Genomic DNA, 20,312 nt, shown 5'->3' with positions numbered 1-20,312 from the left:
TTCAACTTCTGATTTAGATCAGCTCAATCATTAGGCCTTAAACTGCCCTTGATTTTCCACAAACCACTGATAAGTCGCTTTTAATCCGACTTCCAAGTTGAATTTTGGCTGCCAACCCAAAGCTCTGATCTTGGAATTGTCCATCAACTTGCGAGGTGTTCCATCAGGTTTGGTTGTATCCCAAACGATCTCTCCTTCGAAACCGACAATCTTACCGACTGTTTCCGCAAGTTCACGTATCGTCACATCGACCCCGGTTCCCACATTGATATGGGACAACATGGGTTCGGTAACCGATTGGTAATGCTGCTTGTCCAGCCCCATGACATATATGCAAGCCGCCGCCATATCCTCGACATGCAAAAATTCACGCATTGCTTTGCCTGTTCCCCAAACGGTAACGCTAGCGTCACCGTTGACTTTCGCGTCATGGAATTTACGGATCATCGCTGGAATTACATGGCTATTGTCCAGATGAAAATTGTCGTTTTCTCCATATAGATTGGTCGGCATAACTGATCGAAAATCCGTGCCGTATTGTCGATTGTAAGACTCGCAAAGCTTTATCCCTGCAATTTTTGCGATAGCGTAAGGCTCATTAGTCGACTCCAATATGCCAGTCAGCAATGCGCTTTCAGCCATTGGTTGTGCAGCAAACTTCGGATAGATACACGAACTTCCTAAAAATAGGAGCTCTCGGCAGCCAGCACGCCACGCTTCGTGGATTACATTGGCTTCCATCATCAAATTTTGATAGATGAACTCCGCTGGATATTCATTGTTCGCGTGGATCCCACCCACCTTAGCCGCCGCTAAAATCACCAGCTGCGGACGCTCTTGCCCCATAAATCTGCGAACCTGCTCCTGGTCGGTTAAATCCAACTCAGAGTGGGATTTGACAATAACGTTTCGATAGCCACCATTCAGCAGTTGCCGATGTATTGCCGACCCAACCATGCCGCAGTGTCCGGCCAAAAAGACTTTTTTATCCACATCGGCCACCGCATTACTCCCGACTTACCGAAACGTTGTAACCTTGATCTTTCAACAAAGCGTGTTTGCGAGCTTGCTCCAGATCGTACGCCACCATTTCCGCCACCATTTCCGAGAGCGTAATTTGAGGCACCCAACCTAGCTTTTCTTTGGCCTTGGTCGGATCGCCCAGCAAAGTTTCAACCTCTGCCGGCCTGAAATATCTCGGATCGATCGCAACTATATTCTGCCCAACTTGCAATGCGGGTGCCTTGTCGCCAGCGATAGACTCAACATAACCTTTTTCTTCGACGCCACTACCCTCCCAGCGAATCGTCACGCCCAATTCGCCGGCCGACATTTCAATGAATTGTCTTACAGAATATTGAACCCCAGTAGCAATAACAAAGTCGTCTGGCTGTTCTTGCTGCAACATCATCCACTGCATGCGGACATAATCCTTCGCATGCCCCCAATCCCTAAGTGAATCCATATTTCCCATGAATAAGCAACTATCCAAGCCAATAGCGATATTACTGAGACCGCGCGTGATTTTACGCGTAACGAAGGTCTCACCCCGGCGCGGGGATTCATGGTTGAACAAAATACCGTTACACGCATACATGCCATACGCTTCACGATAATTTACGGTGATCCAATAGGCATAAAGCTTGGCAACCGCGTAAGGAGAGCGCGGGTAAAATGGCGTAGTCTCTTTTTGTGGAATTTCCTGTACCAAGCCGTAAAGCTCGGACGTCGAAGCCTGATAAAACCGAGTCTGTTTCTCCATGCCTAAAAAGCGAATGGCTTCGAGCAATCTAAGCGTGCCGATCGCGTCGACGTCCGCAGTATATTCGGGCGATTCAAAAGATACCGCGACGTGACTCATAGCCCCCAAGTTATACACCTCATCTGGCCTAATTTCGCTCAAGATTCGAGTTAGGTTGGAACTATCGGTCAAATCGCCGTAATGCAGAAAAAACTTCGGATCGCGAATATGCGGATCCTGATAGATATGGTCGACCCGCTCGGTGTTAAACAACGACGACCGCCGCTTGATCCCATGCACTTCATAGCCTTTTTCCAACAAAAACTCTGCCAGATAAGAACCGTCCTGCCCGGTAATCCCAGTGACCAATGCTTTCTTTCTATTCACTATTGCTCCTCTACCATGTGGGGTACTGTTACAAAACCTTTAACGAAACTTGATATTAACCTGCCGACCGAACAATCGGAACGACATTTTTACCCGGCAAGTACTCGGGCAATACCGGCAGCAGCGACTTCATAAAATCTTGTAAGCGCCTGTCCGCGAACGAGATATCCTCGACTTTATCGACCGGAGTGACCAGACGAATCAACGCTCCGTCCGTGCGATTTAACGTAATCGCATCGTAAAACAAGTACCATTTGACCAAAAACTCGTTGGTGACTTGCCGGCCTCGCTGATGAAACCAAAAATAGACCAATTGGCGACTATCGCCTTTTTGAATGATCGCGCGGCTGAGCTTGATGGAATCATCGCCTATCCGCATTTCTGGAAATTCGCGTTGTTCAAAACTAACGATCTGCCAACCGTCGCCCGGGATACAACTGCGCGGCGAATGCACAACCGCGCCTTTACGTTGCGATTGATAATAGGCACTATAAAAGTTGATTGAATTATGGGTGCCTTGTTGCACAAAGTTAACGATGACGTAATCCGTTAACTTCAATTCGTTCAGGTAATATTGAGTCAAATAGTCATTATGTCCGTGCCAGTCGCCTAATTGCGTCGGGAAATGCAGAAAAGCTTTACGCTGAGGGATAATATCCTCCCTACCCTTGAACTTCTCCGAAGCAAGCCCTCCTAAAACTACTAAGCATAGCACTGCGTAGACTGAGATATTTAGCACTGCGGGCGGCATTCGAGATTCGGCCCGCCCCCATTCTTCAGGGATTTGCACCAACTCGTTCATCGACAGGCGACGACCACTAATTCGGCTAAAGATCCACATTTCGACGAACAGCAGCACCATACACAACAGAAACACCGCCCAACCTTCGAAATCATGCAAAAAACCCTCGGCCATATCAGTCCCCCAGTTATCGACTAGCACGCCAATAACACCGATGCGAAAACTGTTCATAAAAATGGTCAGCGGCATGGATGACAAAAAGATCAGCAATTTTTGCCAAAACGGTCCCTTAAAGAGATAGGCGCATAAAAACGCCAAACTAGCCAGCGGAAACAGATAACGCAAGCCGCTACAAGCATCAACCACTTGTAGCTTATAGACCCCTAGATCGATAACGTTTCCTTCTAAATACACCATGATGTCGCAGGCACGGATAAATTCCACGCCGAGCCAGGACGAGATCAATTGCAATTTAGAAGACAAATTGTTCAGGATGAAGTCCGGAAACGGCACCATGAAGATTAAGAACAACAGCGGCACCGCGCCGGTGCGTAAGCCCTGTGTTCCGAATGCCGCCGTAAAAATTGCGAACAAGGCCAGAATCAACCCGTACTGTTCCAGGGTTTTCACGGTAGCCAGGCCGCCGAGTACCAACAGCAATAAAGCGATGACCAACAAACCCAATCCCGCTAGGGACTGCCGAACTTCGCCAACCCAGGTCAGCTCATGCCGGCGAATCCATAACAGATAAGCGGAAATACAGGGGATAAAAAATCCATGACTGTATTCCTCCCTTTTCGTCCAAGTTGTCATCATTTCGTCGATACTGCCGCGAAACGCCAAACCCAGCAATAGAAGAGCACCGCCCCATAAAGCCCAGACCAATATTGGTTTATTTGTTTCCGTATTCATTCCGTTTGAAATTCCAAAAATTAAAAAAGCCACCGTCCGTCAGGGCGTCCAGCTGAACATCCACCATTTTCCCAGTTCAACGTGAACCGCGGATGACATCCCGATTAATCTTCAGCAGTCTCGGTAAAAATGGGATTGTTTTTATCGTCTTCGTGCAATTTGGCCTTTTCTTCCGGATAAATATGCCAAAACGATTGATCGATCGCACCGTTCGTGTATCCGTTTTTGCGATCGTGGGTGAACGGGCACCACCAATTTTCGACGACTTTGACCATGTAGGCGTGCCATTCGAACAGCGCAACGCTGTAAGGGCAATACCAAGTGCAATTCAAGATCCAAAACAATTTGGACTGGGCCATGCTGAACTTAAACGACCCATCCATTGTAATTTGGTTTTTTAAGTTATAACGGTGGCTGGCCCGCTCCGGCAAAAAGTCACTCCAAGACTTCACGTTTTCAGCCCCTACCAGCTTTAAACTCCAGTAGGTCAGGTAGGCACTGAGAATCACAAATGGGAGCGTCAAGATCGGCAGATAAATGAATAGCAAACCAATCGCTCTGGAAATAACGGGCATTTGCTGGTGACGGCATCCGATGTTGACGCGCTCCGCGCAGGATTGGCAGGCTTTCATCTAAGTTTCTCCTCGGGTATTGTTGTTATGGTTTGCTCGGCATTGAGCAATTGGAAAATACTGCGACAACCCTCGCAGCAAAACCGTTTCAGCCCATCTCCGGTCAGCAGTTTAAAACCGCCAACCTTTACCGGTTGGCCGCACAAGGCGCACGGGTTAGGCTTCGCTGATGGCATCGCTAACTCAAAGACTCGGCGAAACAGCGCAAAAAAACGTTTTTAGATATTCTGTTTCCGGAACGGCCGGATGTATTGGGTGGTCGCTTCCCTGGCCATCCTCTCCGAAAAACACCAAATGTCGATCAATATGCCTGGCCGAAGACCTCAGAATCTCGTGTAGATTATCCCGGCTCAAATGGTGAGAGCAAGAAGCGGATACCAGAATGCCGTCGGCTTCCAACACTTGCAACGCCAGATGGTTCAGCCGGCGGTAGGCCTCGTAACCGGACTTGAAATCTTTTTTGCGCTTGATCAACGCCGGCGGATCCAGGACGATGGCGTCGTAGTGCCGCCGTCCTTCCCGAGCTTGCTTGAGAAATTCGAAAACATCGCTTCGGACAAAGCCCATCTTATCGGCAACTCCGTTCAAGCCCGCACTGGCGGCCGCCAAAGTCAGGGCAGAGTCCGAGCTATCGACGCAACACACCTCGGCGGCGCCGGCCACAGCGGCCTGGATTCCCCAACCGCCGGCGTAACTGAACAAATCCAGCACTCTGGCGCCTTTGACTAGCGAGGCGAAGCGCGCCCTGGCATTGCGATGATCGTAAAACCAACCGGTCTTTTGCCCGGCCGCCACATCGATCAAGAAGCGGGTACCGTTCTCGACAATTTCCAACCGGTCGGGCAGCACCCCAAAAGCTAGCCGCGCTTCCGTGTTCAATCCTTCCAACTCCCGTTGACCCGTGTCGTTCTTCAGCAGGACTGCTTCCGGGGCCAAAAATTCAACCAACAGCTTGACCAAAAGCTCGATGTGACATTCCATACCCACCGTGGTGATTTGAACCGATAAAACCGAACCGTAGCGGTCGATCACCAAACCGGGCAATCCGTCGCTTTCGCCGAACACTAACCGGTAATAAGGTTGATCGAACAGACGTTCGCGCAATGTCAATGCCTGCCGCAAGCGTTGCCTAAAAAATTTCTCGCCGATTTTGACATTGGCTTTCCGAGTGAGTAGCCGAGCGCAAATCAAGGCATTCGGATTCAAATAGGCTGTACCCAAAGCATTGCCCGCATGATCGACCACGCAAACCAAATCGCCGGCCGCGAAGCCGTCCATTGGTGATTTTTGGCTGTCGATTTCATTACTAAACACCCAAAGGTGGCCTTGCCGCAGGCGCTTGTCTTCGTGCTTTTTTAGAAAAAGTTGCGGGTAAGTCATGCAGAGTCAAAGTAAATTTAATGCATAACCAGCGACGGATGTCGCCGGCGCGGCAAACTGTAAACGAAACGGCTTGGTCTGATCCGGATACAACATCCCCGACTCGAAATATTGTTCGGCCCCGAACACCCGCTCCGCGATCACGTTTCCGGATAAATCGGTCAACGTCAACCGTAAATTTGGCACCGCTTGCGGAAAGAGCCCCTGATTGGAAAGAGCTCCGCTGAGCAAATAACTGCGGTCCGCCCCGGCTTGCAAATTCAATTGACGAAAAGTCATTGCCTTAAGGTTTCGATATGCGGGCAGCTGACAATGCACTGCCGAACATACGGCCGCCAAAATACTACGAATCGAGGGCCGATTGCTCAAGGCGGCGCCTTCGAAATAGAACATTTGCCCAATCAACAAGACCAACATTACTAACGCAGCGTAGCCCCAAAAGCTAGGAGACCCGCTCCGCCCCGCAGTCACTTCGGAAAACCGCGCCGACCCAACGCCCGCGCCGCCATTCGAAGCGATTGCACTCAGCCTCGGTAACGCGTCGAAACAGCGGCCGCACCCGCTACAAACCAGCAGGTCCCGGCAATTTCTTAATTCATCGATACTGATCGCTTGACTAAACTGGCAATGCGGGCAGCGGACGAACATGCATCACCCGACTTTGCGGGCATCCAGCCTACACCAATCGTCTTTGCTAATCGGCATCCCAACCTCCAATCCTTGCTGCCGATAGGCTTCGGCTACCGCCTCCGCCTGTTCATTCAAAATCCCAGACAAGATCAGCACTCCGCCCGGCCGAACTAGGCTTGTCAGTAACGGCGCCAATTCGATCAGCGGTTTCGCCAATATATTGGCGACGACCACATCGCCGATAACGCCGGAAAACTGCTCGGGCAAATAATAATTGATTCTGGCTTGGACATTATTTTTCTCGGCATTGTAGCGACTCGCTTCCAGTGCTTGCGGATCAATATCGACGGCGTGAGCGTACTTACCGCCCAACAACAATCCGGCAACCGCCAAAATCCCCGATCCACAACCGTAATCGATCAAATCCATGGCTTCGACCGAATGCGTGGCCAACCATTCGAGACACAATGCCGTGGTAGGATGCGTACCGGTACCGAAGGCCAAGCCGGGATCCAGCGTCATACACACCGAGCCGGATTCGCTCCGTTCCTGGCCGCTAGGGCATACCCACAAGCGCTCACCGAACTTCATCGGTTGAAAATGCTCCATCCAGGCCCGCTCCCAAACCTGATCTTGCAACACTTCCGCTACCCATTCCTGTAGCGGCCGCCCGACAAACTGGTTAAACGTCAAGGTATGGACGATGTCCGGATCGGTGTCCAACTCAAACAGACCGGTCACTCGGGTACGAGTCCATATTTTAGTTTGATCGATGGCTGGTTCGTAAACTGGTTCGTCTTCGGCGTCGCTGTAAGTCACTGAAACAGCGCCCAACTCGCTGAAGAAGTCGGATACCTCGGGTGCGGTGACTTCGTCGGTCACGACGGAAATTTGATGCCAGGCCATAAAGACGTCGAAGCAGGAGCTTCCGGCCTGTCATCGTCAAGCGATAACAGACCGGAAAGCGGTTTAATGGATACCCAGTTTCTTTTCCAGATAATGGATGTTCTGGCACCCTTGCGCAAATGCCGCATCGGCCATGATACTCTGCTGCAACGGAATATTGGTTTTAATACCGTCAATCACCATTTCGCTGAGCGCGGTCTTCATTCGGGCAATGGCACTAGCTCTATCGTCGCCGTGAGCGATCAACTTCCCTATCATGGAATCGTAATACGGCGGCACTTTATAACCGTTGTAAATATGCGTTTCGCAACGTATCCCCGGGCCACCCGGCATATGGAATTGTTCTATCACGCCAGGACAAGGCATAAAAGTCTTGGGATCCTCGGCATTCAAGCGGCATTCGATCGCATGGCCGGTAAACACGACCTGTTCCTGAGTAATCGAAAGTTTCTCGCCGGCCGCGATCCGCAGTTGTTCCTTAACGATATCGAAGCCGGTGATCATTTCGGTCACAGGGTGCTCGACTTGAACCCGCGTATTCATCTCGATAAAGTAAAACTCGCCTTTTTCGTATAGGAATTCGAAAGTGCCGGCACCCAAATAACCGATCTCACGACACGCCAATGCGCAACGTTCACCCATCTGTTTGCGCTGCTCCGGCGTAATACCCGGCGCGGGCGCTTCCTCCACCACTTTCTGGTGACGGCGCTGCATCGAACAGTCGCGCTCGCCCAGATGTATGGCGTTGCCATGGGAATCGGCCAAAACCTGAAATTCGATATGCCGAGGATCTTCCAGGAATTTTTCCATATACACCGTGCTGTTGCCAAATGCGGTCCCGGCTTCGGCTTTGGTCAGGTTGATGGCGTTCAACAACGCGCTCTCGGTATGCACGGTACGCATGCCGCGTCCGCCGCCACCGCCCGCCGCTTTGATGATCACCGGATAGCCGATCTCCCTGGCCATTTTCAGATTGGTGTCGTCATCGTCTCCCAACGGGTCCCCGTTGCCCGGCACGCAGGGAATCCCGGCTGCCTGCATCGCTTTTTTCGCGGAGATCTTGTCGCCCATCATCCGAATGGTATCCGGTTTAGGGCCTATGAACACAAAACCGCTCTGACTGACTTTCTCGGAAAAATCGGCATTTTCCGATAAAAAACCGTAACCCGGATGTATCGCCTCGGCATCGGTCACCTCCGCCGCGCTAATGATGGCCGGGATATTCAGATAGCTTGCCGACGACGCGGCGGGACCGATACAGACCGCTTCGTCGGCCAAGCGAACGTGTTTCAGATCGCGGTCGGCTTCGGAATACACCGCCACGGTTTTGACACCCAGCTCTCGACAAGCTCTCAAGATGCGCAATGCGATCTCGCCGCGATTGGCGATAACTATTTTTTCGAACATAGCCCCCCTATAGTCCGTTATTCAATAATGAACAAAGGTTGGCCGTATTCGACCGGATGGGCGTTTTCAACCAGAATTTGCTTAATCTTGCCGCTCTTGTCCGCTTCAATCTGATTGAGGATTTTCATCGCCTCGATGATGCAAAGCGTTTGGCCAACGCTGACAGTTTGTCCGAGCTCGACAAAGGCCGCGGAGCCCGGCGACGCGGAGCGATAAAAGGTACCGACCATCGGCGATTTCACGACATGGCCGCTCACTTTTTCCTCGACCGGAGCAGAAACCGGCGCCGATGCGGCTGCAGGCGCGGCGGCTACCGGAGCCGGAGCTTGGGTAAACACCGGTGCCGGTGCCGATGAAGAATAACGGCTGATGCGTACCGACTCCTCGCCCTCGCTAATTTCTATCTCAGCAATATCGGATTCTTCGATAAGATCGATCAATTTTTTTATTTTTCTAATATCCATTGTTCTGAGTTCTCGTTAATAAAATCTGATGGGCGGCTTGCAAAGCCAATTCGTAACCGTGCGCTCCCAATCCGCAAATCACACCGACGGCGATATCGGAAAAGTAAGAGTGACTCCGGAACGGCTCGCGGGCATGCACATTGGACAAATGCACTTCGATGAAGGCAATCTTGGTGGCTAACAAGGCATCGCGGATTGCCACGCTAGTATGGGTAAAAGCGGCCGGATTGATCAATATAAAGTCAACGCGGCGCTGGTATGCCTGATGAATATGGTCGATCAGTTCGTGTTCGGCATTGCTCTGCATGAAATCCAACTCATGGCCCAACTCGGAGGCCAACCGATCGAGTTTTTCATGTATGTCGCTCAAGGTTTGCTTGCCGTAAATTCCCGGTTCCCGGACACCTAACAGGTTCAAATTGGGTCCGTTTAGAACGGTGATGATCGCCATGCAAAGTGAAAACGAAGGTTGATCGAATAGGCGGGAATTCTGCCTAATTTGTGTGTTTTTGTCCAGATAAACTGATTTATATCCATTAACACGACATTTTCCGGACAAATCGCTTATTTTTTCGACAGCATTCCTTCCAGTACTTCCAGCGCTTGGGTTCGAGTCAATTCGCCGAGCTGACGATGCACGATCCGGCCTTGTCTGTCGATGATAACCGTGAACGGCACGGTATTAATCACGTTACCGAGTTGATGAGCCAGCGCGATACCGTTATCGCCGCCGATTAAAATTGGATAGTTGACCGGCCGGCGCTGCAAGTACTCGAGTACCGGCGCCTTGTCTTCGATCGCGACACCGACAAAACGCACGCCGCGACCGCCAAATTCCTGCTGAATTTTGACGAATTCCGGCATCTCCTTTAAGCAGGGCGGACACCAAGTCGCCCAAAAGTTGACGATGACAATATCGCCGCGCCATTGACTGAGGGCTTGCGGCTTGTCATCCAAATCCGGCAACGTGAAATCGGCCGCCAGGGGAACCTCGGCTTCTGCCCCAGGCTGAACCGAGCGGAAATACCAACCGCCGCCCAAGGCCAGAAGCCCGATTAGAATTCCAACCGACACCATCGCGAATTTTCGGGTCATAAGCCTTTCAATGTTTGTAAAAAAGTCTCGGCATCTTGATATCCGATCACCCGGCGATCAGCTTTCTCGCGTCCGTCGGCTCCGAAAAAAATAATGCCTGGCGGCCCGATCAAGTCGAAGCGTTTCAGCAAAGCCTGATCGGCATCGCTATTGTCGGTCACATCCGCTTGCAGCAACACGAAACCGGCCAACGTTTGTTTCACGGCCGAATCCGCAAAGGTATAGGCTTCCATTTCCTTGCAGGAAATGCACCACTCGGCATAGAAATCCAGCATGACAGACTTGCCGGCCGACGCCGCTTGCTGGATACGCTGCTCAAGTTCGGCCAGCGTCTTAACCCGTTCGAACAGCGGCTTGGACGCGGCTTCGGCCCTACCGCCCGCGAATACGCCCCGCATCGGCTGGAGGGGATTAGTGTTACCGGCGCTCAAACCGATTAACTCCAAGATGCCCAACACCAACAAAATGATGCCGACGCCCTTCCACAACTTGCGCCAACCCGACGCCGAATCGGGCAACGGGTCGATGGCGTTCAAGAAGATCGCGGGAATGACCAACAGCATTGCATACAAAAACATCGACGCTTGGGCTGGAATCACCCGCGCCAACATCCATACCGCCACCGCCAGCATCAACACGCCAAACACACTTTTAGTGGTATTCAGCCAGGCACCGGCTTTGGGCAACAAGCGGCCGGCCGACGCCCCCAGCAGCAACAGCGGCATTCCCATGCCCAAACCCATCGCGAACAACGCCGACCCGCCCAGCCAGACATCGCCGGTCTGACCGATATAGATCAAAGCAGCCGCCAACGGCGCCGCAACGCACGGGCCGACCACCAGCGACGACAAAGCCCCCATGATCGCCGCGCCCCAATACGAACCGTCACGGTGGCGGTCGCTGGAGCGATGCAAGCGTTCCTGCAACGCTTTCGGCACTTCCAGGTTATAAAAACCGAACATCGACAACGACAGCAACACAAACAAACCGGCGAATACCGCAATCACCCAGGGCTGCTGAAAAATTACCTGCAAATTGCTGCCGAACAGGGCCGCCAATACTCCGAATACGGTATACATCGTCGCCGACGCCAAAACATAGCTCAACGACAGCGAGAACGCCTTGCGTGTACCGATGTCGCCATGACCGACAATAATGCCGGACAAAATCGGAATCATCGGAAATACGCAGGGGGTAAAGGCCAGCAATAGACCAAAACCGAAGAAACTCAGCCAAGTCAGCGGCAGACTGTCGCGGCGCAGGGCATCGACGATACGATCCTGCTCCGACACCGCCGGCGGCGTTGACGCGACAACGGCAGAAAGATCGGCCGATTCGGCGGCTTCCGGCAACGCCACCTCGACGACTTGTTGCATAGGCGGATAGCAGACACCGCGATCGGCGCAACCTTGAAACTTGGCCAGTACTTGCAAGGTTTCGGCGGCACGATTGTCTCGCGTCAGCGGGATATCCACACTGACATTCCGTCGGTAAATTTGCACCTGCCCGAATTCCTCGTCGTGGTACGCCTCGCCTTCCGGCAATTGCAACGGCGTCAACGCGGCGTGAGCCGGCGTTTTAAGTTGCACGGCCAGCTTATCCTTGTACAAATAATAACCGTCGGCAATCCGCCAATTCACCCGTAGTACGTTGGCGCCCACCGCCTCGGCAAAAAACTGAAAGGCTTGCTCCGGCGGCAATAATTCGCTGGAAAACAATCCCGGCGTCAGACCTTTCAGACCTTGCACGAATTGATTTAAGCCACCGGTCGCCGAGGCCCCGACAGTCGCAACCGGCAAGTCGATATCCAGCACCACTTTCTGCGGCGGATAACACACCCCGACATCCGCGCAACCTTGATATTTGACCAACAACTTCAACTGCCGCTCGTGCGTGCCGTTGATCAACGGCAGTTTGACGTCCAGATTGTCCCGATAGACCACGACATCGCCGAGTGTCGCGTCATGCTCTTCCGCGCCGGTCGGTAATGGCACCGTAGCGAGGGAGATTGACTCGGTCCGCGACTGAATCTTAATTTTGTCGCGGTACAAATGATAGCCGTCGGCAATCCGCCAGTTCAGTGCGACATGCTCGGTGTCGCTAGCGGCGACAGTCAAACGAAAGGCTTGGTCGGGCGGCAAAAAATCCTGACTGTCCAAGGCCGCCGCGTGAGTAAAAAACCCGAACAGCAAAAACAGCGAGATCAATCGATAGCAAGGCATGAATTCATCCAATGTAAATAATCCGCCGAACCGCGTTCGATCGGCAGCGCGATAATTTCGGGCACGTCATAGGGATGCAGTTGCTTCAGCAAAGCCTCCAATTCGGCGTAGCGTTCGCGATGACTTTTAATCAGCAGTAAATGTTCCCCGGTCGACTCGATGGCGCCTTGCCACGCGTAGATCGAACGAACGCCCGGCAAGATGTTGACGCAAGCCGCCAATTTGGCGGCAACCAGTTCGCGTGCGAGCTGCTCGGCGATGTCGGCATCCGGGCAAGTACAAAAGATTAACAATGGCATATCGATATTATCCTGGAAATCCGCCGGATATGCTTTTAGTATTGCTGGTTTTTTCGCTGATCGAGACCGCCATGAAACCCTTGCCCTTTCTGTTAGCCGCCATTTTGATCGTCCCGTTCGTGGAAATTTATCTGCTATTGATGGTCGGCGGCATCATCGGCGTCTTGCCGACGATATTTCTAGTGATTTTTACCGCCGCACTGGGGACTTGGTTGCTGCGTACGCAGGGGTTCGCCACCTGGCAACGCTTTCAAGCGGCATTGCGGCAAGGCGAGATTCCGGCTTATGAAATGATTGAAGGTCCGATTTTATTGGTTGGCGGCGCACTGTTGCTGACACCGGGCTTTTTCACCGACGCGATCGGCTTCGCCTGCTTGGTGCCTGGATTGCGCCGAAAAATTGCTCAATACGTGTTGGAACGCTATTTGGTACCGATGGCGGGTAGTTCCACCGCCGGTGCTCAGCGGGTGGTCATTGACGGCGAATACAAAAAACAGGACTAAGCCGGCGACCCAGGGCTCTCGCCATCGGCCGCCGGAACAATATTATTGGCTGTCGGCGTTTTGGTTCAATGTGTTTTTATCGAAGCCGGAATAGGCGGGACACCAGCCGAAATAACTGGTCGCGATCAGAACGCCGCCGACCAATAACATCAGGATGCTGGCGGTAAACAGGGAAACAAACACCAGTACGATGCCGGAAACCATGCGGACTTTCTTATCTTTGTCGCCGATATTGTGTTCAAACTTGATCAAACGTTTATAATCGAAGCTCATCTCCAATCCTCTCTGTGTAGTATTTATTGTTAGTCCTGACGCAAGGCTTTCCCTCAAGAGCTCGCAAATATACACAGCTCCCCAAATTCTGCAAGTTATTAAAATGGACGTCTCAACGATAATCGCGCCGCTGAACGACGATCAGCGCCTGGCCGTTTCCGCGCCGATGCAGGCCATGCTGGTCCTGGCGGGAGCCGGCAGCGGCAAAACCCGAGTGTTGGTACACCGCATCGCTTGGCACGTACAAATCAACCACATATCGCCCTATCACATCCTGGCCGTCACGTTTACCAACAAAGCCGCCAATGAAATGCGCCACCGCATCGAGGAATTGCTGAATACCTCGGCGCGCTCGATGTGGATCGGCACGTTTCACGGCCTGGCTCACCGCCTGCTACGCCAACACGCCAAGCAAGCCAAATTGCCAGACACCTTTCAGGTCATGGACAGCGACGACCAATTGCGCATCGTCAAACGTTTGCTAAAAAGCCTGGAGCTGGACGACAGCAAGTGGCCGGCCAAGCAAGTGCAATGGTTCATCAACGCCCAAAAGGACGAGGGCATCCGCGCCCGCCACATGTCGCAAGCCGACGACTTTTACCACCGGCAAATGCAACGCATCTATCTGGCCTACGAAGAACTCTGCGACCGCTCCGGCTTGGTCGACTTCGCCGAGCTGCTGCTGCGCGCCCACGAACTGTTGCGCGACAACGAAGACTTGCTGGCCTTTTACCGCGAGCGCTTCCGGCAAGTCCACGTCGACGAGTTCCAAGATACCAACACGATCCAGTATGCTTGGCTACGCCTGCTGACCGAAGGCAACAACAATCTGTTCGTCGTTGGCGACGACGACCAATCCATCTACGGCTGGCGCGGCGCCAAGATCGAAAACATTTTCGCCTTCCAAAAACATTATCCGGAACACGGCATCGTCAGACTGGAGCAGAACTATCGCTCCACCGGCCACATTCTCAAGGCCGCCAACGTGTTGATCGCCAACAACGAAAACCGGATGGGCAAGGAACTGTGGACGGCAGCCGGCGAAGGTCACGCGATCGGTGTTTACGCGGCCTTCAACGAACAGGACGAAGCCTATTTCGTCGTCGAAAAAATCAGACAATGGGTACGCGACGGCGGCCTGCGTAGCGAAGTCGCTATTCTTTACCGCTCCAACGCCCAATCCCGACAATTCGAGGAGCGCTTAATGACCACGGCCGTGCCATATCGGGTCTACGGCGGCTTGCGCTTCTTCGAACGGATGGAAATCAAGAACGCTCTAGCCTATTTACGCCTGTCCAGCAACCGGGACGACGAGGCCTCGTTCGAGCGAGTGGTCAATACGCCGACGCGCGGCATCGGCGCGAAAACGCTGGACGACATGCGTATTCTGGCACGGGAACGCGGCGTTTCGCTGTGGCGAGCCGCCGAGTGCATGCTGGGCGAAAAGCAACTGAGCGCCCGTGCCGCCAATGCCCTGCAAGGCTTCATGAATCTAATCGAGGCCATAGCCCTGGCGACCGACGGCATGAATCTCTACGAGACCGTCAAATACGTCGTCGAGGCCAGCGGCCTGATCGAACTGTATAAAAAAGAAAAACAGGACAAGGGCGAAGCCAGGGTCGAAAACCTGGAAGAGCTGGTCAACGCCGCCAAGCTGTTCGATTACGACAGCGAAAACGCCGAAAACCTGTCGGAACTGGATATGTTCCTGGCGCATGCCGCGCTGGAAGCCGGCGAAATGCAGGGCGAAGCCGACCAGGATTGCGTGCAATTAATGACTTTGCATTCCGCCAAGGGCTTGGAATTCAAACTGGTCTTTCTGGTCGGCATGGAGGAAGGTCTGTTTCCGTCGCAACAAGCGGTGGACGAACCCGGCCGCTTGCAGGAAGAACGCCGTCTCTGCTACGTCGGCATCACCCGCGCGATGCAACAACTTTATCTGACCTATGCCGAGTCGCGCCGCTTATATGGCAAGGACAGCTATCCGAGACCGTCGCGCTTTCTGCGGGAAATCCCCCGGAAGCCCTGACCGAAATTCGCCTGCGCGCCAACGTCACCCGCCCAGCCTCATCCAGTCCGGCCACGCTAGGCTCGATGGTCGATCAGAACGCCAGTTTTCGGCTGGGTCAGGCGGTCAGGCACGAGAAATTCGGCGAAGGCGTGGTGTTGCAAACCGAGGGCAGCGGCGACCAAGAAAAGGTACAGATCAATTTCCGCAACGCCGGCATCAAATGGCTGATGTTGGCTTATGCCAAATTGGACAAGGCATAAAAAAGCCGCCGTCCGAAAACTCTCGGACGGCGGCTTAAGCAGTAACGTCGATTAACCGGCGAAATCTTCGTGCACGGTAATGACTTTCAACGAGTTGGTACCGCCGCTATGACCGGTGGCATCGCCCTTGGTGATGATGAAAGAATCGCCGTCGGCAACTAAACCACGATTTCTTAATTTTTCGATGATGTAACGGTTGACCTCCGCGTTCGCCATTTTTTCGTGCGTGAACGGAATCGGGAACACACCGCGATACAGAGTAACCCGGCCCAAGGTTTTCTCGTGACTACTGAACGCGTAGATCGGAATGCCCGAGCTGATCCGCGACATCCACAACGGCGTCGAGCCGGTTTCGGTCAACGAGGCGATCCCGCTGATCTTGGTGTGGTTGGCCATGTACATCGCCGACATCGCAATCGCTTCGTCCACATGATCAAAGCTATCGGTCATCCGATGCTTGGACTTGATCACCGCGGGCTGCTTCTCGGTTTCCATGCAGATGCGCACCATCGCTTCGACCGTTTTGACCGGATGTTTGCCGGATGCGGTTTCCGCCGACAACATGATCGCATCGGTTCCGTCGACGATCGCATTCGCAACGTCGAAAACCTCGGCGCGTGTCGGAATCGGGTTTTCGATCATCGACTCCATCATCTGAGTCGCCGTGATCACCGCCCGGTTCAATTCGCGAGAACGTTTGATCAAATGCTTTTGTGCCGCCGGCAGATTGGCGTCGCCGATCTCCACACCCAAGTCGCCTCGGGCCACCATGATCACATCCGAGGCCATGATAATTTCGTCGATGACCTCCATGGCTTCTGCGCGCTCGACCTTGGCCACCAAGCCCGCGGTAGACCCGGCGGCCAGCAGCAAGGCACGCGCTTCGTGCATGTCGTCGGCGGTACGCGGAAAGGAAATCGCCACGTAATCGGCCTGGATGATCGCAATGGTCTTGATGTCTTCCTTGTCTTTATCGGTCAATGCCGCCGCCGATAAACCGCCACCCAGTAAGTTAATACCTTTGTTGTTGGATAGATCGCCGCCGACAACCACCTTGGTATTAACGCGGGCATTGTCCACGACATTAACGACGTCCAGCACCACCCGACCGTCGTCCAGCAGCAAGCGCGTGCCCGGCTTGACTTCGCGCGCCAACGGTTCGTAGCTGATGCCGACCTGAGTATTGTCGCCGTCCAGCTTGCCGAGGTTGATGTCCAACGCAAAGTCCTGGCCTTCTTCCAGCCAAACCTTGTTTTCCTTGAAGCGCTCGATACGGATTTTAGGGCCTTGCAAGTCGGCCAGAATGCCGACCCGGCGACCGCTTTTTTGCTCAACTCGCGAACCCGGTTGGCGCGATCGATGTGATCTTGCGCCGAACCGTGCGAGAAATTTAAACGGACAACATCGATGCCTGCCTTGAACAAATCTTCAAGCACGCCGGGTTTGTCCGTGGCGGGTCCCAGCGTCGCCAGGATTTTTGTTCTACGTAACTGCATGTATTCCCTTTATTTGGCGTTGTACAAAGCGACGGTGGTGTCCAGCATCCGGTTAGAGAAGCCCCATTCGTTGTCGTACCAGGACAGTACTTTGACGAAGTTTCCGCCGGTGACTTTGGTCAGACCCGCTTCGTAAATCGAGGAATGCGGATTGTGGTTGAAGTCGGAAGACACCAAAGGCTCGTCGTTGATCGCCAAAATACCTTTCAAGGAACCGTTGGCCGCTTCGCGCAAAATGCCGTCGATTTCTTCCTTGGTGGTATTGCGAGACGCCTGGAAGCACAAATCGACCACCGAGACGTTGATGGTCGGAACCCGCATCGCGAAACCGTCCAACTTGCCTTTCATTTCCGGCAACACCAAGCCAACAGCGGCGGCGGCACCGGTTTTGGTCGGAATCATCGATTGGGTGGCGGAACGCGCGCGATGCAAGTCGCTGTGATACACGTCGGTCAGTACTTGGTCGTTGGTATAGGAATGAATCGTGGTCATCAAGCCATGATCGACGCCGATGGTATCCATCAGCGGTTTCACCAGCGGCGCCAAGCAGTTGGTGGTGCAAGAAGCGTTGGAAATGACGGTATCGCTCGCTTTCAAGCTGGTGTGGTTAACGCCGTAAACAACGGTCGCATCGACATCGTTACCGCCCGGCGCGGAAATAATGACTTTTTTGGCGCCGGCGGAGAGGTGGGCGGACGCCTTGGCTTTGCTGGTGAAGAAACCGGTACACTCGTGAACCACGTCGATACCCAACTCGGCCCAAGGCAATTTAGCCGGATCGCGTTCCGCCAGAACCCGGATGCGATCGCCGTTGACCACAATGTAATCACCATCGACGGAAACATCGAACGGGAATTTACCGTGCACGGTATCGTACTTGGTCAAGTGTGCATTGGTTTTGGAATCGCCCAAATCGTTGATCGCGACGATTTGAATCTCGTTGGTGCGACCAGATTCGTACAACGCGCGCAAGACATTGCGACCGATACGACCGTAACCGTTAATTGCAACTTTAATTGCCATAGAGTTTTCTCCGGGATGAGTGTGAAGGACTAACTTCAAGATGTGCGGAAAGCACTAAAAATAGCGCTGATTGTAGCAAACCCCGACAAACAACGTCTACCGCGCAACCGCGCGGCAAAGCCGGAACCGGCGTTGGCTTGCGTTACAATGGGCACCGATTCCGCAAATAAGACCCAACCATGAATATCCAGTGGTACCCCGGCCACATGCATAAGGCCAGCAAAGAGATCAAGGAAGCCCTGCCCGACATCGACCTATTGATCGAAATTCTCGACGCCCGCATTCCCTACAGTAGCCAGAATCCGATGCTGGCCCGGCTGCGCGACGACAAACCGACGATACGCATCCTCAATAAGACCGATCTGGCCGATCCCGAGGTCACCAAACTTTGGCAGGACTACCTGGAACGCGAACAAGGCGTCAAAACCCTGGCCCTCACCAGCCAGCAAACCGACAAGGTCAGGCAAATCGTCGATCTGTGCCATAAAATGCTGGCCGACAAGCTGGCCGCCGGCAAAGTCCTGCGGACCATGATCATGGGCATCCCCAACGTCGGCAAATCGACGATCATCAATATCCTGGCCGGCCGCGTCATTGCCAAGACCGGCAACGAACCTGCCGTCACCAAGCGCCAACAACGCATCAACCTGAGCAACAATTTGGTGCTGTCCGACACGCCGGGCGTGTTATGGCCCAATGTCGAAAACCGCCACGGCGGTTACCGCTTGGCCGTGACCGGCGCGATCAAGGACACCGCCTTCCAGCACGACGACATCGCCCTCTATGCGTTGGAGTACCTGACCCAGGTCTATCCCGAGCAACTGAAAACCCGCTATCGGCTGGAACCGCTGCCGGGCGAGGTACTGGCCTTGCTGCAAGCGATCGGCGCCAAACGCGGCTGCCTACGTAGCGGTGGCATCGTGGAACTGGACAAGGCCGCCAAACTGCTGTTGACCGAACTCCGAGCTGGCACGCTGGGCCGCATCAGCCTGGAAACCCCGGACATGATCGAACGCGAACTACTGGATGTCGCCGCGCTGCGAGAAGAAAAAGCCGCCAAGCAAGCGACGAAGCGGCGCGGCAACCGACCGCAATAGGCCGCTAGGCCCCGCGCCAGCGGAAACTCGAGCGGCTCGATCCAGCTAGGCCTTCATCACCTTATAAATATAATGCTCGCCGGCATGATTAACGGTGCTTTCCTCCAATGTCACCGAAAAACCGAATTCCGGGGCGATGTGTTTCGGATCGTGCTCTTCGCCGACAAATTGCGAATAGGGAATATAGATGCGGGTGTGTTCGCTAATGTAGTCCTTCACTTGATGAAAAAACCGTTTCAATATCTCGCGGCCACCGTCCTCGTTCAAGCCAAAAGTGCCGTCGCACGGGTAATAATTGAAGTTGAACACGATCAGGTCGAACAGCCGATGCGGCACGTCGGCGAATAAGTCGCTGTGCAGAAAATCGATAGGCGTCAGATCGGGATTCAAGCGGGTATTTTCCAAGGTACACAGCACCGCATCCCGATTGAAATCCACGCCCATCACGTTCTCGCAGCCCATCTTTTTCAATAAAAACGCGAAATAGCCGCTACCGCAGCCCATATCCAACGCCGTTTCGGCGGGAGGCTGCCGCTGCATGAAATTGCCAAAAAACGAGCTGGTCAGTCCGAAATCGGACGGAAACACGTTTTTGGCGATTTTCAAGGTAATGCCGTCCAACTCGGTGATGTACGGCTGCTTGTCCAAGTAATGGGCAAGTTCCTGCTTGCGAGCTTCGATGCTCATATCCAACGGATTCATAGGCGGCAAAATTGGGTAGTTGAAGGAGACTGTCGATTACTTGGGCATGCTACCGCAAATCCCGGCGCCAGCTCAAACCCGAACCTACTCGCCGTTCCGCCTCGAGCCCCGAATCGAAACACCTCCGCCA

The 20,312-nt window shown here is 53.4% G+C and carries 18 protein-coding genes and 2 pseudogenes; 3 read left to right on the top strand and 17 right to left on the bottom strand.

Annotated features, from left to right (window positions below; genetic code table 11):
* Positions 1-30: 30 nt before the first annotated feature.
* From fcl to cutA, 13 genes are all read right to left on the bottom strand, one after another.
* Complete coding sequence (fcl, locus tag ACP4CD_RS23140; protein WP_426992829.1) at positions 31-1,002, bottom strand: GDP-L-fucose synthase; 972 nt, start codon at positions 1,000-1,002, stop codon at positions 31-33.
* Positions 1,003-1,006: 4 nt separating this feature from the next.
* Positions 1,007-2,128, bottom strand: coding sequence for a GDP-mannose 4,6-dehydratase (gene gmd / locus ACP4CD_RS23135; protein ID WP_064031511.1), 1,122 nt, complete (start codon positions 2,126-2,128; stop codon positions 1,007-1,009).
* Between the two features lie 55 nt (positions 2,129-2,183).
* Positions 2,184-3,815, bottom strand: coding sequence for a VPLPA-CTERM-specific exosortase XrtD (gene xrtD, locus ACP4CD_RS23130; RefSeq protein ID WP_426992828.1), 1,632 nt, complete (start codon positions 3,813-3,815; stop codon positions 2,184-2,186).
* A 71-nt stretch (positions 3,816-3,886) separates the two neighbouring features.
* The gene (locus tag ACP4CD_RS23125; RefSeq protein ID WP_426992826.1) at positions 3,887-4,414 is read right to left on the bottom strand and encodes a hypothetical protein; all 528 of its coding nucleotides are present in this window, start codon (positions 4,412-4,414) and stop codon (positions 3,887-3,889) included.
* Between the two features lie 183 nt (positions 4,415-4,597).
* Complete coding sequence (locus ACP4CD_RS23120) at positions 4,598-5,794, bottom strand: class I SAM-dependent rRNA methyltransferase (protein ID WP_071155502.1); 1,197 nt, start codon at positions 5,792-5,794, stop codon at positions 4,598-4,600.
* A gap of 6 nt (positions 5,795-5,800) precedes the next feature.
* On the bottom strand, positions 5,801-6,211 hold the full coding sequence (locus ACP4CD_RS23115; RefSeq protein WP_071155500.1) for a DUF3426 domain-containing protein: 411 nt from the start codon (positions 6,209-6,211) through the stop codon (positions 5,801-5,803).
* Between the two features lie 234 nt (positions 6,212-6,445).
* Positions 6,446-7,330, bottom strand: coding sequence for a 50S ribosomal protein L11 methyltransferase (gene prmA / locus ACP4CD_RS23110; RefSeq protein ID WP_168032508.1), 885 nt, complete (start codon positions 7,328-7,330; stop codon positions 6,446-6,448).
* Positions 7,331-7,393: 63 nt separating this feature from the next.
* Positions 7,394-8,737 (bottom strand): acetyl-CoA carboxylase biotin carboxylase subunit, encoded by a 1,344-nt coding sequence (gene accC, locus ACP4CD_RS23105; protein WP_064031517.1) that lies wholly within the window; start codon positions 8,735-8,737, stop codon positions 7,394-7,396.
* Between the two features lie 17 nt (positions 8,738-8,754).
* Entirely contained in the window at positions 8,755-9,201 is a 447-nt protein-coding gene (gene accB, locus ACP4CD_RS23100; protein WP_168032507.1) for an acetyl-CoA carboxylase biotin carboxyl carrier protein, read from the bottom strand.
* Positions 9,191-9,652 carry a type II 3-dehydroquinate dehydratase gene (gene aroQ / locus ACP4CD_RS23095; RefSeq protein WP_064031519.1) on the bottom strand — a complete coding sequence of 154 codons (462 nt, stop codon included), beginning with the start codon at positions 9,650-9,652 and terminating at the stop codon, positions 9,191-9,193. The genes accB and aroQ overlap by 11 nt, the downstream gene beginning before the upstream one ends.
* A gap of 113 nt (positions 9,653-9,765) precedes the next feature.
* Positions 9,766-10,296: a TlpA family protein disulfide reductase gene (locus ACP4CD_RS23090; RefSeq protein WP_426992824.1), complete on the bottom strand. Its 531-nt coding sequence runs from the start codon at positions 10,294-10,296 to the stop codon at positions 9,766-9,768.
* Positions 10,293-12,518: a protein-disulfide reductase DsbD gene (dsbD, locus tag ACP4CD_RS23085; protein ID WP_426992822.1), complete on the bottom strand. Its 2,226-nt coding sequence runs from the start codon at positions 12,516-12,518 to the stop codon at positions 10,293-10,295. The genes ACP4CD_RS23090 and dsbD overlap by 4 nt, the downstream gene beginning before the upstream one ends.
* Positions 12,500-12,817 (bottom strand): divalent-cation tolerance protein CutA, encoded by a 318-nt coding sequence (cutA, locus tag ACP4CD_RS23080; RefSeq protein WP_426992820.1) that lies wholly within the window; start codon positions 12,815-12,817, stop codon positions 12,500-12,502. The genes dsbD and cutA overlap by 19 nt, the downstream gene beginning before the upstream one ends.
* Positions 12,818-12,888: 71 nt before the next feature.
* Between cutA and ACP4CD_RS23075 the strand changes: the two genes are divergently transcribed.
* Positions 12,889-13,320 (top strand): FxsA family protein, encoded by a 432-nt coding sequence (locus tag ACP4CD_RS23075; protein ID WP_281020999.1) that lies wholly within the window; start codon positions 12,889-12,891, stop codon positions 13,318-13,320.
* Positions 13,321-13,362: 42 nt separating this feature from the next.
* On the opposite strand, the gene ACP4CD_RS23070 is transcribed toward ACP4CD_RS23075, so the two are convergent.
* Positions 13,363-13,593 carry a YgaP family membrane protein gene (locus tag ACP4CD_RS23070; RefSeq protein ID WP_064031523.1) on the bottom strand — a complete coding sequence of 77 codons (231 nt, stop codon included), beginning with the start codon at positions 13,591-13,593 and terminating at the stop codon, positions 13,363-13,365.
* Positions 13,594-13,696: 103 nt separating this feature from the next.
* On the opposite strand from ACP4CD_RS23070, the pseudogene uvrD reads away from it, so the two are divergent.
* Positions 13,697-15,864 (top strand): annotated as a pseudogene (gene uvrD / locus ACP4CD_RS23065) (DNA helicase II).
* A gap of 51 nt (positions 15,865-15,915) precedes the next feature.
* Here uvrD and pyk read toward each other — a convergent pair.
* Positions 15,916-17,360 (bottom strand): annotated as a pseudogene (pyk, locus tag ACP4CD_RS23060) (pyruvate kinase).
* Between the two features lie 9 nt (positions 17,361-17,369).
* Complete coding sequence (gene gap, locus ACP4CD_RS23055; RefSeq protein WP_064031526.1) at positions 17,370-18,383, bottom strand: type I glyceraldehyde-3-phosphate dehydrogenase; 1,014 nt, start codon at positions 18,381-18,383, stop codon at positions 17,370-17,372.
* Between the two features lie 179 nt (positions 18,384-18,562).
* Here gap and ylqF point away from each other — a divergent pair, with 179 nt between their 5' ends.
* Entirely contained in the window at positions 18,563-19,480 is a 918-nt protein-coding gene (gene ylqF / locus ACP4CD_RS23050; RefSeq protein ID WP_071155487.1) for a ribosome biogenesis GTPase YlqF, read from the top strand.
* A 45-nt stretch (positions 19,481-19,525) separates the two neighbouring features.
* Here the strand turns inward: ylqF and ACP4CD_RS23045 are convergent, their stop codons facing one another.
* Positions 19,526-20,167, bottom strand: a complete 642-nt coding sequence (locus ACP4CD_RS23045) for a methyltransferase (RefSeq protein WP_426992817.1) — start codon at positions 20,165-20,167, stop codon at positions 19,526-19,528.
* Positions 20,168-20,312: the final 145 nt, after the last annotated feature.

The organism is Methylomonas stagni, assembly GCF_050154735.1.
Taxonomy (GTDB): domain Bacteria; phylum Pseudomonadota; class Gammaproteobacteria; order Methylococcales; family Methylomonadaceae; genus Methylomonas; species Methylomonas koyamae_A.
The sequence above is the reverse complement of the archived record's forward strand: the minus strand, read 5'-3'. Positions and strand labels throughout refer to the sequence as shown.

Excerpts from the sequence above, each read along its gene's own strand:
- ylqF (WP_071155487.1), top strand. The coding sequence starts at position 18,563 with ATGAATATCCAGTGGTACCCCGGCCACATGCATAAGGCCAGCAAAGAG.
- ACP4CD_RS23125 (WP_426992826.1), bottom strand. The coding sequence starts at position 4,414 with ATGAAAGCCTGCCAATCCTGCGCGGAGCGCGTCAACATCGGATGCCGT.
- prmA (WP_168032508.1), bottom strand. The coding sequence starts at position 7,330 with ATGGCCTGGCATCAAATTTCCGTCGTGACCGACGAAGTCACCGCACCC.
- dsbD (WP_426992822.1), bottom strand. The coding sequence starts at position 12,518 with ATGCCTTGCTATCGATTGATCTCGCTGTTTTTGCTGTTCGGGTTTTTT.
- ACP4CD_RS23115 (WP_071155500.1), bottom strand. The coding sequence starts at position 6,211 with ATGTTGGTCTTGTTGATTGGGCAAATGTTCTATTTCGAAGGCGCCGCC.
- ACP4CD_RS23070 (WP_064031523.1), bottom strand. The coding sequence starts at position 13,593 with ATGAGCTTCGATTATAAACGTTTGATCAAGTTTGAACACAATATCGGC.
- aroQ (WP_064031519.1), bottom strand. The coding sequence starts at position 9,652 with ATGGCGATCATCACCGTTCTAAACGGACCCAATTTGAACCTGTTAGGT.
- ACP4CD_RS23045 (WP_426992817.1), bottom strand. The coding sequence starts at position 20,167 with ATGAGCATCGAAGCTCGCAAGCAGGAACTTGCCCATTACTTGGACAAG.
- gap (WP_064031526.1), bottom strand. The coding sequence starts at position 18,383 with ATGGCAATTAAAGTTGCAATTAACGGTTACGGTCGTATCGGTCGCAAT.
- accC (WP_064031517.1), bottom strand. The coding sequence starts at position 8,737 with ATGTTCGAAAAAATAGTTATCGCCAATCGCGGCGAGATCGCATTGCGC.
- accB (WP_168032507.1), bottom strand. The coding sequence starts at position 9,201 with ATGGATATTAGAAAAATAAAAAAATTGATCGATCTTATCGAAGAATCC.
- ACP4CD_RS23120 (WP_071155502.1), bottom strand. The coding sequence starts at position 5,794 with ATGACTTACCCGCAACTTTTTCTAAAAAAGCACGAAGACAAGCGCCTG.
- ACP4CD_RS23075 (WP_281020999.1), top strand. The coding sequence starts at position 12,889 with ATGAAACCCTTGCCCTTTCTGTTAGCCGCCATTTTGATCGTCCCGTTC.
- ACP4CD_RS23090 (WP_426992824.1), bottom strand. The coding sequence starts at position 10,296 with ATGACCCGAAAATTCGCGATGGTGTCGGTTGGAATTCTAATCGGGCTT.
- cutA (WP_426992820.1), bottom strand. The coding sequence starts at position 12,817 with ATGCCATTGTTAATCTTTTGTACTTGCCCGGATGCCGACATCGCCGAG.